Origin of the sequence: Candidatus Azobacteroides pseudotrichonymphae genomovar. CFP2 (assembly GCF_000010645.1) — a bacterium.
Lineage (GTDB): Bacteria > Bacteroidota > Bacteroidia > Bacteroidales > Azobacteroidaceae > Azobacteroides > Azobacteroides pseudotrichonymphae.
In genome coordinates this window covers 337,480-354,342 of the sequence record NC_011565.1, presented here as the reverse complement: position 1 = coordinate 354,342, position 16,863 = coordinate 337,480, and the positions used below count along the sequence as shown (strand labels likewise).

Genomic DNA, 16,863 nt, shown 5'->3' with positions numbered 1-16,863 from the left:
AGACTAATATATTTCTTTTACTATCTTTTGGACACTATCGGTGGCCATAAAGGTGTAAAAATGCAAGCTTGGAACACCTGAATTGATTAGTTCTTTGCACTGGAGGATACCCCATTCTACACCTAATTGTTGGATTGATTCGTTGGTTTTACATTTTCGTAATTCGTTTGTCAATATTTCAGGAAGGTCTATGCGAAATATTTTTGGTAAAACAGTCAGTTGGTCAAGTGAAATAATAGGTTTGATTCCTGGAATGATAGGAATAGCAATATTTTCCCTATGGCAACGAGATATAAATTCGAAATATTTCTGGTTGTCAAAAAACATTTGGGTAACAATATATTCAGCACCTAAAGCAATTTTCTGTTTTAAGAAAGCGATATCTGATTCCATATTTGGAGCTTCTTCATGTTTTTCTGGATAACAAGCTACACCAAAAGAAAAAGGTGTTTCCGGTTCTTCAAAACGGTTCCCCAATAAATCAATTCCTCGATTAAAGTTATTTACTTGTTTAATCAATTCAGTTGTATGTTCATGACTTTTATTAGAATCAATTTTGTCTTGCTCCAATTTATTGACGTCTCCTCGCAAGAGTAATAGATCGGTCACACCAAGATATTGTAAATCAATCAAAGCATATTCTATTTCTTCTCTTGTGAATCCTTTACAGATAATATGGGGAACAGCGGGAATATGATATTTATTCTGGATAGCAGCAGCTATAGCTACTGTACCAGGACGCTTGCGAACATTAATTTTTGTCAGTGTTCCATTATTATTTTCTTTGAAAATATTTTCACTATGATGTGTAGTAATATTGATATATTTCGGAATAAATTCACGTAGTTTATCTATAATGTCGCACACTTTAGAAAAATTATTGCCTTTTAGCGGAGGTAAAATTTCGAAGGAAAATTTTGTTTCGAAATCGTTATTTAATAAATCAATGACACTCATAAATGTATTTTACATTTTTATAAAGATAATAATAAAATCACACGTGAAACATTACCTTTGTAATACGAAACGTTTTAGTTTGCGTTTGTCTATCCGAGAATAGAAAAAAGAGAAGGGTACGTTTAAGATATGAAGAATGTAATAATATGAGAAATATCAATTGGACAGAGTTGTCTTTTGGTTATGTAAAAGCTGATTACAATGTAAGGTCATATTATTGTGAAGGTAAATGGAGTGATTTGGAGATTACAAATTCGGAACAAATACCTATGCATATGTCAGCCACTTGTTTGCACTATGGACAAGAAGTTTTTGAAGGATTAAAGGCATTTAGAGGAAAAGATAAAAAAATTCGTATTTTCCGTATGCGTGAAAACGCTTTGCGTATGCAATTTTCTGCACGAGGAATTTTAATGCCAGAGTTTCCAGTTGATATGTTTGAAAAGGCAATAATAACAGTGATAAACAAAAATGAGCGCTTTGTCCCTCCTTATGAAAGTGGAGCTGCTTTATATATTCGTCCACTGTTAATTGGTATGTCGGCACAAGTAGGGGTAAAGGCAGCAAGTGAGTATCTTTTTGTAGTGTTTGTCATGCCTGTTGGGCCTTATTTTAAAGAAGGATTTAAGGCTACTTCAGTAGGAATCTTTCGGGCATATGATCGTGCTGCTCCTTTGGGGACAGGTGCTTATAAAGTAGGAGGAAATTATGCTGCTAGTTTAGTAGCAGGAGAAATTGCTTATGAAAAAGGTTATTCTGCTGTGTTGTACTTGGATGCCAAAGAGAAAAAATATATTGATGAATGTGGGCCTGCTAATTTTTTTGGAATAAAAAGCAATACATATATCACCCCTAAATCGAGTTCTATTTTATCTTCTATTACGAATAAAAGTCTGATGCAACTTGCTGATTCTATAGGTATGAAAGTTGAACGAAGACAAATTCCGATTGAAGAATTAATAACATTAGAAGAAGCAGGCATGTGTGGTACGGCAGCTGTCATTAGTCCTATCTATAGAATAGATGACGTAGATAAAAATCAATCATATATCTTTTCCAAAGACGGAAAACCTGGGCCTATTAGTATAAAATTATATAATAAATTAAAAGCAATTCAATATGGAGATGAAGAAGACAAATTTGGTTGGGTAACAATAGTTGGAAAGTGAATTATAACAAATAAAATCTAACTAATATTTTTTATGGATACGAAAATTTCCTATAAAGTATTTTCGGGAACAAAATCCCGCTATCTAGCGGAAAAAATTTGTAAGAATTTAAATTGCCCTCTTGGGCAAATGAATATTGAGCATTTTGCTGATGGTGAATTTGCTATTTCCTATGAGGAATCTATTCGTGGATTTCATGTATTTCTTATCCAATCTACTTTTCCAGGGACAGATAATTTAATGGAACTCCTTTTGATGATTGATGCGGCTAAAAGAGCATCAGCAAAATCTATTATAGCTGTTGTTCCTTATTTTGGTTGGGCACGCCAAGATAGAAAGGACAAGCCACGTGTTGCTGTTGGGGCTAAGTTGGTCGCTGATTTATTAAGTGTGGCTGGAATTAACCGATTAATTACAATGGATTTACATGCTGATCAAATACAAGGGTTTTTCAATGTACCAGTAGATCACTTATATGCTTCTACTATATTGATAGATGAAATTAAAACATGGAATTTGGCAAATCCGACTATTGCTACTCCTGATGTTGGTGGAACAAAAAGAGCTAATTCCTATGCTAAGCATCTAGATGTACCAATGGTTATCTGTTATAAATTGCGTAAAAAAGCTAATGAAGTATCAGATATGAAGATTATTGGAGACATAAAAGGGATGGATGTGATTTTGATAGATGATATGGTAGATACTGCCGGGACGATTACTAAAGCTGCCGATTTAATGATAGCAGAAGGTGCTAATTCTGTTAGGGCTATTGCTTCACATCCAGTGATGTCTGACCCTGCTTCTATTCGTATAGATCATTCTGCATTAACAGGTATTATTTTTACCGATACTATCCCTTATTCTCAAAAAAGCAAAAAGGTAAAAATTATTTCCATATCTGAATTATTTGCAACTGCAATTATTCGTGTTTGTAATAATGCTTCTATTAGTTCTCTTTATCTATTGTGAATAAAAAGCTTTTTCATTTCTTCTGTACCTCTGAATAGAAAATATATTTTATTTTCGGAAAGTTGCTAAGATATCGGAATATTTATTGATTTGTGACTATCGATATGGATATTTGTACAGTTACAAACTATTATGTTTAAGGTTCTACTTTCATCAGCCTTTTCAAGAAGTACCGAAAACTATACTGGTATTTTTTATATTGGTTGCAGTTCACAACAAGGTAATTATTTATTGATAATTCTGTGTAGAAGTCTTATACTTCCGTAGTGTTCTTGAACCAATACTGATATTATCTGATATAATCATGCTGTTATATTTTTTGTGAGTATATGAGTTAAATCAGTTTCCATGAATTTGGAATATAATGGTTGGTAAAGCAGTTTATCCTTTTTCATAGAGATTTAACTTCTATTTCAAGGTGGGTAAATAAAGATAAATAGAAAAGGGTTTCAATGTAACAAAACAAAAAATGGTACCATTGATGCTCTGGTATCAAATCTTGTGAAAAGGAATAAGCAATTAATTCTATATAAAAAGCATGTTTGTTTTAATAAAAACTAAGAACCTCAAAAATGACTCATTTTTCTTTAAAGGAAAGCTAAAGTGAAAGGTCTCTTTGCATTTGTTTTTTATTTATTAAAGAGCTTTGATAAAACCCTTTAGTTATTGAGACAAGTAGATTAAAACTAATCTATTGTATTTGTGTTGGTTACAACTGTAATACTTACACTTGGTACTTTGTTAAAAGTACTAACATAAGTAATTGATTAAAACTAAGCTATAGTATAAATAATAAAATTACTGTTTATTGTTTGCTATTTTTAAGTTTTAGCTTTACCCTAATTTTTTGAATTTTTCTCATTTTACATTTTTTGCGAAGAATATTAATTCTTATATCTATGAAAGGATTTTTTCCTTTTATTCAATGGCGTTATAGGTCATTTTGTATATTTTAAAAAAAGAAGTAAATCTATTTTTTTTTGTGGTTTTAATGCATCAATTTATAAAGGAGTTCTACCAGTAATTTTCCTTGATTTACAGAAAAATTTTTCACTCCTTTTGCCTTGGCATCATATTGTCGAATGAGAGATATATTATTCATTGTTTTAGTTGGTTTGTAATGTTTTATTGCTTGTATATAATTAGCTATTTGAAAATTCCATTTAAATCCCAAAACCTGCATAAGGTGTTTTTGGGATTGGTCTTTTTCGTATTGACAAATCATAAGATTGACAAAGAATCCAAACAATACATTTAAAGTGAGTATTAGAGGGTTATTCCTGGGATTTTGTTCAAAATAAAAAGCAATTCGATTGACTTTTAATATATCTCTCACGGCAACAGCATTTTGCAACTCGAAATTGTTGAAATCTTTGCTGATACCAATATTTTTTTCTATCAAATCGGCTGTAATTCTCTTTTGATCAATGGGTATAACAATAGAAAGCTTATCTAGTTCTTTAACTATTTTACTCAAATCATTTCCTAAATGATCGGTTATAATTTTTGCTATTTGAAAATTTATTTCAATTTGTTTTCCCTTTAAATAATCAATAATAAAATCAGGGATTTTACTATTGATTATTTTCTTAGATTCAAAAATAATACCTACTTTAGCTATCTCGTCAACGAGTTTTTTTCTTCCTTCCAATTTTCCATATTTATAGTTGATGACGAGTATTGTAGAGGAAAGTGGCTGTTTGACATAGTGAATTAAATCGTTTATATTTTTCAATGCTTGTGCTTCTTTTATAACTATTAGTTGTCGTTTTGCCATCATGGGATATTTTCGGCAAATATTAATAATACTTGGGACATTTGTTTCTGACCCATAAACAATGGTTTGGTTAAGATCTTTTTCTACTTCGTCCAAAACTGATTGTATCAATAAATTAGTTAGTAGATCTGTGTAATAACTTTCTTCTCCTTGAAATAGGTATATAGGCATGAATTGTTTTGCCCGTATAGCATTTTCTATTGTTTTGAAGCTTGTATTTTTTGTCATTAATTGTAAACTTTATGTTTCTATAAATTTGTATTTCGATTAAAATTAAATAAAAATTGGTTTGGAACTATAGAACGAAGTTTAAAAAATATGTATGATTTGAACCTTCCTCTTGCCGATTTAAAAATAAGAAAACAATGGAATAAGGAATATGTTTTTGATCGTTTGAGAAAACAATATGTTCGTTTAACACCAGAAGAATGGGTACGGCAACATTTTGTTAATTATTTTATCCATTACAAGCATTATCCTGAAGGTTTGTTAGCAAATGAGATTTGTATTAAGTTTGGGAAAATGAATCGTAGATGCGATACAATTCTATACGACTATTTATTCCAAGCTCGAATGGTTGTCGAATATAAATCACCTGTCATAACACTTACCCAAAAATGTATTGAGCAGATTGTTCGTTATAATATGAGTTTGAAAGTATCTTGGTTAATTGTTAGCAATGGATTACAGCACTATTGCTGTAATGTAGATGAGCGGGGGAAATATGTTTTTATGAAAGTAATACCAGAATATCATGATTTGTAAATAAGGGACAAATCTCATTTTTTTGCAAAAACTAATTCCATCTCAAAATCATTTAGATATTTTTTCTAATCTTTTCATAATGGAGAATGTGTATAGAGCTGATATCAAACAGCAAATTACAAGTATCCCCCAGACTTTCCATAATTGCATATTATTCCATAAATAACCAATAAGAGAAACTAAATAGCCTCCAATAGCCGTAGAAACAAACCAACCTCCCATCATCATCCCTTTATATTGAGGTGGGGCTATTTTTGATACAAGAGAAATACCTATTGGGCTTAGCAATAATTCGGCAGCAGTAAGAGTGAGATAGGTTACTATTAACCAATTGGGTGATACTAGTTGATTACTTACTCCTCCCAAACTTTTTAATTCAATAGGAGTTGCCAAACCAACAGAACCTATAGCGAGAATTATGTATCCCAATGAAGCGATCATCATGCCTATTCCTATTTTACAAGGAGCGGAAGGTTCCTTCTTTTTTTTGGCTAAATAACAAAATAGGTATACAAAAACAGGGGTCAGTGCTATTACAAAGAACGGATTAAATTGTTGAAAAAGTTCTGGATAAATTTTAATAGCCGGCGGTATACAATAATATTTAATAAAAATTAAGGTAATTGATACCATTAGTATACCTACAGGAACCCATTTCACTCTTTTACCTTTGCATTGAAAAATACCAAATAAACTATATATCGCTAATGCGATTAATGATAGACTAATTACGTCGAATTCAATACGATTTAGACCTGTTACGAGCTGTGCTGTATAATCTCGTGCAAAAAAAGTCAATGTAAGCCAGTTTTGGTCAAACGACATCCAAAAAAATATGACTATAAAATAAACCTGTATAAGTGCAATGATTCTTTCTTTAATTTGTTGTTGAGTAGGTAGAACTTCTGTTTTTTTTTCGGAATTGAAGATCAATTGTTGTGGATGACAATCAACTGGTTCATAAGTTTTTCTAAAAAAAAGATAAATAAGCATTAGAGCAATATGAATGAGACAAGCCATCCAAAATACATAGTCGTACGATTCTGATAATTTGCTTATATAAAATCTACTGAAACTAGTTAAGTCTGTTATTCCAATTTGCTGCATTGCTGCCAATTTGATTAATTCAGCTTTGCCTTGGATATCAATCGTTCCATCTAAAAATTGATGGGTTAAAGCCGGAATTTTTGCATTATAAAATAATCCGCTTTTGACAAGAACGAAGTTTGTTATTTTTTCAGCAACAGTGGGAGCGAAAAGAGTACCGATATTAAGCGCCATATAGTAGATGCTGAAAGCATTATCTCGTTGATTTTGTTGTTCAGAAGCATCATAGAGATTACCCACTAATACTTGAAGATTTCCTTTAAAAAAACCTATGCCAATTGAGATTGTTAAAAGTGCAAGAAACACTACGTATAGTACGTCTTGACTAAGAAATTTAATACAGAAAGCAAGCAGGAAATATCCGCTGAACATAATAAAAATTCCAATTTTAATTGTCTTTCTGTAGCCCCACCATTTATCAGCTATAATTCCTCCAAGTAGAGGAGTAAAATAAACGACACCTAGAAAAACACCTAGTATAGTTGCAGTATAGGAAGCTGTAAGTCCAAATTTTACTTGAAGAAACAATGTAAAAACAGCAAGCATGGTATAATGTCCAAAGCGTTCGCAAGTATTCGTTAGCGCCAGGGTATATAATCCTATAGGATGATTTTTGAACATAAGATTTTTTTGATTGTCAAAAATAAAAATTAATATGTGATTATTTAATGATTTTTTTCTAAAGAGTTGATTTTTATAAATCTGGAATTTTGAGATTACTCTTTTTTAACTGAAAAATTAAAAATGTTTAACGCTTTTTACTTATATCATCAGTTATTTTTGAATGTACAAATTAAAAACTTTATTGTGATATTGATGGAACGAAAACTGCATACTTAACTATGCCTATCCTCATTTTTTGTCCAATACGTGCATGTAGGAGTTTTCCGTTCAGACAATTTATAATTCTCACACACCTCCCTTATTTGCTCCTATTCGTTAATATGAGTGCAAAGAGAGCATAGTTAATGATGTCCATATAATTTCTATCTATCCCTTCACTTGAAGAAGCTTTTCCTCCATTTTGTTCAATTTGTTTGATACGGAAAATCTTCGTCAGAATAAAGTCCACATAGCTACTGGTACGCATACTTTCCCATGCATCATCATAATCGTGGTTCTTTGCTTGCATTAACTTTTCTGTTTCTTTTATATGTTCATCATACAGCTTCATTATTTGGTCATTGTCCATATCCACTATAGAGGAAAATCCAAGATTCAGTTGAATTAAACCAATTATTCCATAATTGGCAATTGCCATCAGATCATCTTCCATGGTCTCATCTACTATGGAACAGTTTTTCATTTCTAAATTACGAATACGTTTTGTCTTGATGAGGATCTGGTCGGTAACTGATTGTGGTCGCATGAGACGCCACGAAGCACCATAATCCTTAAGCTTCCTTTCAAATAAATCTCGACAAATAACTATTGCATGATTAAACTCTTCCATAATTTGATCTATTTCAAAATGCGTGATGTTTATTTTCCATGTGTCCATATCATTCGATATAAAGACTAGTGTGCTGTCCTAGAACCATCATAACAATCAACTTTTTATTGAAGCTACAGCTAAACCTAAACCGGTTGGCTCACATATCTGGACATGCAATCCTCTCATTAGGTAATGACACCGATGGTAAGTTTACTCAATCAAGTGCTTGTGCGATAGAACCCGATAGTAATACTAGCAAAATTTTATACTTCTCATAACAAATTAACAAATGATTTCTAGTTGTCATTTTATTTTCTGATCTATCAGGACTTTTCCAGTTCCCCTATTGTTGGAATTCGCTATATCTTCACTATTATCAAAATTGGACTTTTTTGTCTTCACGATAATAATTCCATGAAAAATTTTCGTAAGCGTCGTCAGCACTACCGTAAAATAGAAATGCGGAATATACCTTGACAATTCTATTATTTTTTTGCACCGCACTTTTCGCTTCAGACTAAAAATAAAAGATTAGTTTTCATATTTATTATGATAAGTTTTTTTCGAAACTCGTGTAAAATGTGTTTCGGTAGAAACACAACAAAATAGCAATTCCTGTGCAAACGGAAACATCTGCTAGATTAAAGATATAACGGAAAAATATAAATTCATCTCCTCCTACAAAGGGTATCCATGTAGGTAGAGAAAATTTAAAAAAAGGCATATAAAACATATCTACTACTTTTCCATGCAACCATGTTGCATATCCTTTAAATGGGAAAAGAGTGGATACAATTTGAGAAGTACTATTGCTAAAAATAACCCCATAAAAAATGCTATCTATAATATTTCCAATCGCTCCGGCAAAAATCATGGATATGCAAAGAATATATCCCAATTCGAAATTTCTTTTCACCAATCCATAAAGATAACAAGCAATTCCAGTGGAAACAATGATACGAAAAATGGATAAAAATAGCTTTGCTGTTATTTCTATTCCCATAGCCATACCATTATTTTCTATAAAGCATATATGAAACCAATGGGTGATATATATATCCTTATATAGGGGCACATGAGTTTTTATCCAAATCTTGATAGCTTGGTCTTCTAAAAGAATAAATGTTATGAGTACAATTGCCCAAAATCCTTTCGACATTTTCATTCCCTTACTCTTTCTTTTTTTTCGCTTCAATGCTTAATGTTGAGTGAGGTACAGCACGTAGTCTTTTCTTAGGAATGAGTTCCCCCGTAATACGACATATGCCATAAGTTTTATTTTCTATACGTTTCAAGGCAGCTTTTAGACTTTGCATAAATTGTAATTGTCTTTGTGCTAAGCGATTAGTTTCTTCTCTGGAGAGAGCAGCACCGCCTTCTTCCAAAGTTTTGTATACGGGAGACGAGTCGATAGTATCATTTCCATCTCTATCTACTAGAGTAGACTTCAACAAATTGTAGTCTTGTTCTGCTATTGTTAATTTTTCCAATATTAGAGTTCTAAATTCTTCAAGTTCTTCATCCGAATATCTTTTCCCCTTACTCATATTCCATTTGAGTTAAATTGTCTCGAAAATAGGGTTTTTATTTAAAATTACCAATTTTGATTTTAGAATTCATTTGGTTATTCTGAATCTAGTTACTCTGAATCTTTTGTTATATCAACTAACAAGTTGATATCTCCTAGGTCTAATTTAATTTTCTTAATTAGATTATCCGATATTATAATACTATTGGCAAGTGTTTGAGTAGCAATATATTGTTTATTTTCTTTTATTGCCTCATTTGTGCGTCTATCAGATTGAATAGTTAAATTAATTCTATCTGTAATTTTATATCCATTAGTTTTGCGAATTTTTTGAATACGATTAACTAATTCGCGAGCAATACCTACTTTTTTCAATTTATCGGTAATAGTAATATCCAATGCTACTGTCCATTTACCATTATTGGCTACTAACCACCCCGGTATATCTTCGGATACAATTTTTACATCTTCGAGACTGATTTCTATTGGTTGTCCAGATACCTGAACAGAAATTTTTCCAATTTGTTCCAATTGAGAAATAGACTCTTGCGATATGTTTGAAATGGATTTTTTTAAATCTTTCGCTATCTTGCCGTAGCGGGGTCCTATCCTTCTAAAATCAAGCTTAATCTTCTTTATTAAAATACCTTCTGTGCTACCTACATATCTGATTTCTTCTACGTTTGTTTCATTCAATATCAATGTTTGTACAGCTTCTACTGATTCCTTTTGTCGACTATTTAAAACTGCAACAATGATGGACGACAATGGCTGACGTACCTTAATGTTAACCTTTCTACGTAATGCCAACACCATAGAAGAAATATCTTGAGCTATTTGCATTTTTTCTTCTAAAAATTTGTCTATTAATACTTCATTCGCAACAGGAAAATCGGACAGGTGGACAGAAATTTGAGTTTTTTGAACCAAATCGATATATAATTTATCTGCATAAAATGGAGCAATTGGTGATATTAGTTGAGAGATAGTTTTTAAACAAATATAAAGTGTTTGATAAGCAGAGAGTTTATCTGTGTCTAGTTTACCGCTTTTCCAAAAGCGTTTGCGATTGAGACGAACATACCAATTACTCAAGTTGTCATTAACAAAATTTTTGATAGAACGAGCAGCATGAGTGGGTTCGTATGTCGATAACTGTTCATCTACTTCTTTTATGAGTGAATTCAGAAGTGAAAGAATCCAACGGTCTATTTCTGGGCGTTTTTCTAAAGGAATTTCGGATTTCCAGTAGTTAAAATTGTCTACATTGGCATATAAAGCAAAGAAAGAATAGGTATTATGTAATGTATCGAAAAATTTACGGCGCACTTCTTCTATTCCTTTTGTATTAAATTTCAGATTATCCCAAGGTAATGAATTGGTAATCATATACCAGCGTAATGGATCCGACCCATAAGTTGCAATAATTTCAAATGGGTCAATTGTATTGCCTAAACGTTTTGACATTTTGTTCCCGTTCTTATCTAATACTAATCCACTCGATATTACATTACGGAATGCTACTGAATCCTTAACCATTACACTGATTGCATGTAGAGTAAAAAACCAACCCCGAGTTTGATCTGTACCTTCAGAAATGAAATCGGCTGGGAAGAAAAAACCATTATCTATCAATTCAGTATTGTCAAACGGATAATGCAATTGAGCATATGGCATTGCTCCTGAATCAAACCAAACATCGATCAAATCTGTTTCTCGTCTCATAGGTTTACCAGATTCGGAAATCAATACAATCTTATCTACATATGGACGATGTAAGTCAATATATTTAAAATCTTGATAAGAATTTTCTGCCATCAATCCAGCTTCAATTGCTTTTTGGATTTCTTCCATTAGTTCTTTGATTGAGCCAATACATTTTTCTTCTGTTCCATCTTCAGTACACCAGATGGGAAGAGGTGTTCCCCAATAGCGAGAACGGGATAAGTTCCAATCTTGAAGATTTTCTAACCACTTGCTGAATCGTCCTTGTCCAATGGACTGAGGCTTCCAATTAATAGTATTGTTTAGTTCGATCATTCGGTCCTTAACAGCTGTTGTTCGAATAAACCAGCTATCTAATGGATAATAAAGTACTGGTTTATCAGTACGCCAGCAATATGGATAACTATGAATGTGTTTTTCTATTTTGAATGCACGATTTTGTTGTTTCAACATGACACAAATATCAATATCGAGATTCGTGTCCGAATTTATTAAATTATCGTCATAGGCATTTTTTACAAATCTACCAGCAAATTCACTATAAAGTGAAATATTGATTTTTTTTTCTATAAAATCTTTATCCAAATCTTCCAAACGAAAGAATCTACCTGTACTATCTACCATTGGACGATAAATTCCATTTTTGTCCATCACCATTAAAAGAGGAATATCATTAGCTTTTGCTACTTTATAATCATCTGTACCAAACGTAGGTGCGATGTGAACAATTCCTGTACCGCTATCAGTAGCTACAAAGTCACCAGCAATGATACGGAATGCCTCTTTTTCAGGACTTATCCAAGGTATCAATTGTTCATATTTCATCCCTACCAATTCCGATCCTTTCCATGAGCCAGTTATTTTGAAAGGAATCAGTTTATCTCCATAACGATATGCTTCTAGAGGTATATTCAATGCCTTGTTATCGAAATGAGTAAAAAGCAAATCTTTTGCTATTACAGCAGTAAGTGGCAGCCCAGTATATGGATTGTAGGACTGAACAGCTATATATTCGATGTTTATACCTATGCATAGGGCAGTATTTGATGGCAAAGTCCAAGGAGTAGTTGTCCATGCTAAAAAGAAAGCATCACCAAAGGCTGACATTTCTGCCAACGGATTTATGATTTTGAATTGAGCTATACACGTCGTGTCTTTTATGTCTCGGTAACATCCTGGCTGATTTAATTCATGTGTACTTAATCCAGTCCCTGCTGCAGGGGAATAAGGTTGAATAGTGTATCCCTTGTATAACAATCCTTTTTTATAAAGTTCTTTTAGTAACCACCAAAGTGTTTCGATGTATTGATTATCATAGGTAATGTATGGATTATTCATGTCTATCCAATAACCCATTTTGCGTGTCAAATCTTCCCATTCTTTGGTATGTTTCATTACAGTTTTTCGGCAAGCCGTGTTGTATTCTTCTATAGGAATTTTTTTTTCGATATCTTCTTTTGTAATGTTCAGGGCTTTTTCTACTCCTAATTCTACGGGTAACCCATGTGTATCCCAGCCAGCTCTTCGTTTTACTTGAAAACCTTTCATAGTTTTGTAGCGGCAAAAGACGTCTTTGATACTTCGTGCCATAACATGATGGATACCAGGTATACCATTTGCAGAAGGAGGTCCTTCATAAAAGACAAATGAAGGACCTCCTTTTCTGATTTTTATACTGCGATGAAATGTATCATATGTTTCCCAATATTGTAACATCTCTTGATTAATTTTTGCCAAATTTAGCTCTTTATATTCGGGGAATTTTTGATTCTTATTATTCATGATGGGTTGTGTGAACTTCGAAAATGCGAAAATACACATTTTTTGTCTAGTTGTGTAGGCTTGTATTTTTTGGGCGAAAAAGTGTTACCTTTAACCCGGAATGTTGGCTGTTTTGTAAACGTAAAGTGAAATTAATTTTTGGGATTGTCGGAGGATGTATTTCAATGAATTTTATAAAAGAATGTTCAGATTTTTGATTATTGTGTTTTTTCTTTTCGTGAGCCTTCTTTTGGTATTAGGGTTTTGTGTATTTCACATACTTTTCAATGGATTATTTTATTTACGGGGTAAAAGATATTCGCAATCAAAATTTCAGGTTATAAAACTTTTTTCCCAAAAGGGAAAAGGTTCGGACAAGGGAGAATACATTGAATATGAAGAGATAAAGTAGAAAATCTTAGAGATTTCACGTATGAAGTAGTAGTATAGGAAAGTTTGAAAATATTACAGTCATTATGTGATAATGACTTTGACAACATTAGGTTACATTGAATTTTACTTTGAATTTTACTTTTGGAAGATAAGTGGAGGATCTGTGATTAGTGATTGTCGTAAGGACAATTACTAATTTGTTGTTTGTCTTTTTCTATTACAATAGAAAAGACCTGTATGTTTGTTGTTCGTTAAATACAAAATTGGGTAAATATTTTACTTTAATAATGATAATTGGATTATGAAGATTGTAAAAGTTATTGGTAGGGAAATTCTGGATTCTAGAGGAAATCCTACAATAGAGGTAGATGTGCATTTAGAATCGGGGTTCATTGGTCGTGCATCTGTTCCTTCGGGGGCTTCTACAGGTAAGAATGAAGCTTTGGAATTGCGAGACGGAGATAAACAACGTTTTTTGGGCAAAGGCGTTCTGAAAGCAGTAAGTAATATTAATAAAATTATCGCTCCTGCCTTACTTAGTCGTAATGTCTTTGATCAACGAGGGATAGATAAGGTTATGCTATCGTTAGATGGAACATCTACAAAATCAAAATTAGGAGCTAATGCCATATTGGGCGTTTCGTTAGCCGTAGCTCGTGCTGCTGCTGAATATTTACAGATACCGTTGTATAGATATATTGGGGGAGTAAATACTTATATTTTACCCATTCCAATGATGAATATCATCAATGGTGGAAGTCATTCCGATGCTCCTATTGCATTTCAAGAATTTATGATTCGTCCTATAGGAGCTTCCTCTTTTAGAGAGGGGTTGCGTATGGGTGTGGAAGTATTTCATGCTTTGAAGAAAGTATTGCACGATAGAGGATTGAGTACTGCAGTAGGTGATGAGGGTGGATTTGCTCCTACTTTGAAAGGCACAGAAGATGCTTTGGAATCTATTATTCAAGCAATTGACAATGCAGGTTATAAACCAGTTGAGGATATAACTATTGGATTGGATTGTGCCTCGTCCGAATTTTATAAAAATGGTATTTATGATTATACCAAGTTTGAAGGTACTATAGGTGCTAGAAGAACCTCTATTCAACAAGTCGAATATTTGTCTGAATTAGTTAGTAAATATCCAATTGATTCTATTGAAGACGGTATGAGTGAAAATGATTGGGATGGTTGGAAATTGCTTACTAGTAAAATTGGGAATAAAGTTCAGTTGGTAGGAGATGATTTATTTGTTACTAATGTAGAATTTTTGAAAAAGGGTATTGAACAGGGATGTGCTAATTCTATTCTTGTTAAAGTTAATCAAATTGGTTCCTTAACCGAAACATTGGATTCTATCGAGATGGCTCATCGTGCAAACTATAATTCGGTAGTTTCTCATCGTTCTGGTGAAACAGAAGATTCTACAATTGCTGATATTGCTGTAGCAACTAATTCTGGACAAATTAAAACAGGTTCATTGAGCCGTTCTGACCGTATGGCAAAATATAACCAATTGCTTCGCATAGAAGAAGAATTAGGAGACAAGGCTTTTTATGGATATAAAGCTTTGAAAATGTGTTGAGTAAGCTTAGTAGGGGGAGGTTACAAGCAAGGTAATAGAGAGGAACACATATTTTTCGTTTTTTGTTTGCTTAATCATTTCAATATTTAGAAGAAGGATAGTGATGATTTGCTAAAGTGAGTAAAGATAGTTTCCTCTCATTTTAGGCAGAATTTACGGTAGGTGTGTGTAATGAAAACGGTAAAAAAAAATTTTGTATAATACCAATTTTCAATAAAGAAATAGAGAAGACTATTCGTTCTTACGTAATGTGATATGTAGGAGTTTACTTCATGTTATGAAAAAAAGTATTAGTTATGTGTTCATTATTGGCATAATATGTTTGAGTATCAATGGGAAAGGGGAAAGATTTTTTGTAGATTAGGAACAGGAAACGATAATCGAAAAGTGACAATGTTTGCGTTCGTGGGAACGAACGTTTGTTATGTGGTATGTGGAATTTTATGAAAAAACTCATCAGGTTCAGGGCTGCTTGACGAATATCGTCAAAGCATAGCAATTTTGATGATATGTTCTTATTTTGCTGTCGATCAGTGGTTCCAAGCTGGAAAACAGTTAAATCTTACAGAGAATACCAAAACATAGTAGTCTGTACTTACAATTCGCGAGCGAGGTTTGCTTTTGGACAAAGCAGAGATGAGACGGAATTCATATTTTTAAACTGAAATAGAAGTGTTTTAATTAACAATAGTTGTTAAGTGTTCACTTATATCCATATCTACTGGACAATATCTCGAGCAACGCCCGCATCCTACACAACCTCTTACTTGAATCCGTTCCGGCATATATGAGAATTTGTGCATTAATCGTTGTTTCCAACGCATCCCTTGCGTATAACGGGGGTTATGTCCTGAAGCTTGAAGAGTAAATAATTTGTTTCCACAACTATCCCAGCATCGTAAACGATGTCCTTTGTTCCCTTTACTCTCATCTTGAATATCAAAGCAAGTACAAACGGGACAAACAAATGCACAGATGTTACAACCTATACACCGCATAGCATATTCATCAAATACAGATGAATCAGATGCTCTGTTGATCTTTTCTTTTAAGTGAGTGTCATTGACACGAATAGGTACTTTTGCTAAATATTTTTCTTTTTGTAAATCTGTTTTAATTTCTTCAAATAGCTCTGGGGCAGTAGATACTGCAAATTCTCCTTTAGTTGTTATGATTTCTGTAATATAATCTCCTGTGTCTACTTGAGTGAGTAAAATATCACTTCCTTGCGTATTACCAGGGCCCCCGCCCATGGAGGTACAAAAGCAATAATCGTCATTTTTATTACAAGCATAACTAATAATAGTTATCTTCTCTAATCGTTTCCTGAAGATAGGATCTTCTGGGGACCACTTAAAAATGGCTCTTAAATTTTTAATGCCTATAGCGTCACAGGGACGAACTCCTATTATCGTCTTTTTCGAAAAAGCATCTAAATTTATATCTCTGATATCTACTTTGTCTTTTTTTTTGATAAAAGCAAATAGATTTTCTATAGGGGGAAAAACAAATGACTTTGCCGACATATTTGGGACAACGAAATCTTTTGCTAATTCTTCAGGCGAAGTAATGCATTGGTAGGATATTCGCTTCCCTTGAGAAACAGCTCCATATGTTTTTTGATTATCTAATAGTCGTTTTACCCATTTGAAATATGATTTTTCTCGTAATAGTTTGGTTGACATA

The 16,863-nt window shown here is 32.8% G+C and carries 12 protein-coding genes; 4 read left to right on the top strand and 8 right to left on the bottom strand.

From position 1 onward, the window contains the following. Positions 1-3: 3 nt before the first annotated feature. Complete coding sequence (locus CFPG_RS01475) at positions 4-957, bottom strand: methylenetetrahydrofolate reductase (RefSeq protein ID WP_012573278.1); 954 nt, start codon at positions 955-957, stop codon at positions 4-6. Between the two features lie 146 nt (positions 958-1,103). On the opposite strand from CFPG_RS01475, the gene CFPG_RS01470 reads away from it, so the two are divergent. Further along, positions 1,104-2,126 carry a branched-chain amino acid aminotransferase gene (locus CFPG_RS01470; RefSeq protein ID WP_012573277.1) on the top strand — a complete coding sequence of 341 codons (1,023 nt, stop codon included), beginning with the start codon at positions 1,104-1,106 and terminating at the stop codon, positions 2,124-2,126. Positions 2,127-2,159: 33 nt separating this feature from the next. Then, positions 2,160-3,098, top strand: coding sequence for a ribose-phosphate pyrophosphokinase (locus CFPG_RS01465; RefSeq protein WP_012573276.1), 939 nt, complete (start codon positions 2,160-2,162; stop codon positions 3,096-3,098). A gap of 988 nt (positions 3,099-4,086) precedes the next feature. On the opposite strand, the gene holA is transcribed toward CFPG_RS01465, so the two are convergent. After that, positions 4,087-5,103: a DNA polymerase III subunit delta gene (gene holA / locus CFPG_RS01460; protein ID WP_012573275.1), complete on the bottom strand. Its 1,017-nt coding sequence runs from the start codon at positions 5,101-5,103 to the stop codon at positions 4,087-4,089. Between the two features lie 90 nt (positions 5,104-5,193). On the opposite strand from holA, the gene CFPG_RS01455 reads away from it, so the two are divergent. Continuing rightward, complete coding sequence (locus tag CFPG_RS01455; RefSeq protein ID WP_012573274.1) at positions 5,194-5,640, top strand: type I restriction enzyme HsdR N-terminal domain-containing protein; 447 nt, start codon at positions 5,194-5,196, stop codon at positions 5,638-5,640. A gap of 48 nt (positions 5,641-5,688) precedes the next feature. Here the strand turns inward: CFPG_RS01455 and CFPG_RS01450 are convergent, their stop codons facing one another. The 5 genes from CFPG_RS01450 to ileS all read right to left on the bottom strand — a co-directional run bounded on the left by CFPG_RS01450 (position 5,689) and on the right by ileS (position 13,217). Continuing rightward, entirely contained in the window at positions 5,689-7,368 is a 1,680-nt protein-coding gene (locus CFPG_RS01450; RefSeq protein ID WP_012573273.1) for a peptide MFS transporter, read from the bottom strand. Positions 7,369-7,669: 301 nt separating this feature from the next. After that, a complete protein-coding gene (locus CFPG_RS01445; RefSeq protein WP_041572381.1) occupies positions 7,670-8,200 on the bottom strand; it encodes a DUF1599 domain-containing protein in 531 nt (176 codons plus the stop codon). Positions 8,201-8,729: 529 nt separating this feature from the next. Further along, a complete protein-coding gene (locus CFPG_RS01440; RefSeq protein ID WP_012573271.1) occupies positions 8,730-9,347 on the bottom strand; it encodes a lipoprotein signal peptidase in 618 nt (205 codons plus the stop codon). A gap of 4 nt (positions 9,348-9,351) precedes the next feature. After that, complete coding sequence (locus CFPG_RS01435; RefSeq protein WP_012573270.1) at positions 9,352-9,729, bottom strand: TraR/DksA family transcriptional regulator; 378 nt, start codon at positions 9,727-9,729, stop codon at positions 9,352-9,354. Between the two features lie 92 nt (positions 9,730-9,821). After that, on the bottom strand, positions 9,822-13,217 hold the full coding sequence (gene ileS / locus CFPG_RS01430) for an isoleucine--tRNA ligase (protein WP_012573269.1): 3,396 nt from the start codon (positions 13,215-13,217) through the stop codon (positions 9,822-9,824). Positions 13,218-13,890: 673 nt separating this feature from the next. Here ileS and eno point away from each other — a divergent pair. Then, complete coding sequence (gene eno / locus CFPG_RS01420; protein WP_012573268.1) at positions 13,891-15,177, top strand: phosphopyruvate hydratase; 1,287 nt, start codon at positions 13,891-13,893, stop codon at positions 15,175-15,177. A 677-nt stretch (positions 15,178-15,854) separates the two neighbouring features. Here eno and CFPG_RS01415 read toward each other — a convergent pair. Continuing rightward, entirely contained in the window at positions 15,855-16,862 is a 1,008-nt protein-coding gene (locus CFPG_RS01415; protein ID WP_012573267.1) for a 4Fe-4S dicluster domain-containing protein, read from the bottom strand. Between the last annotated feature and the right edge of the window lies 1 nt (position 16,863).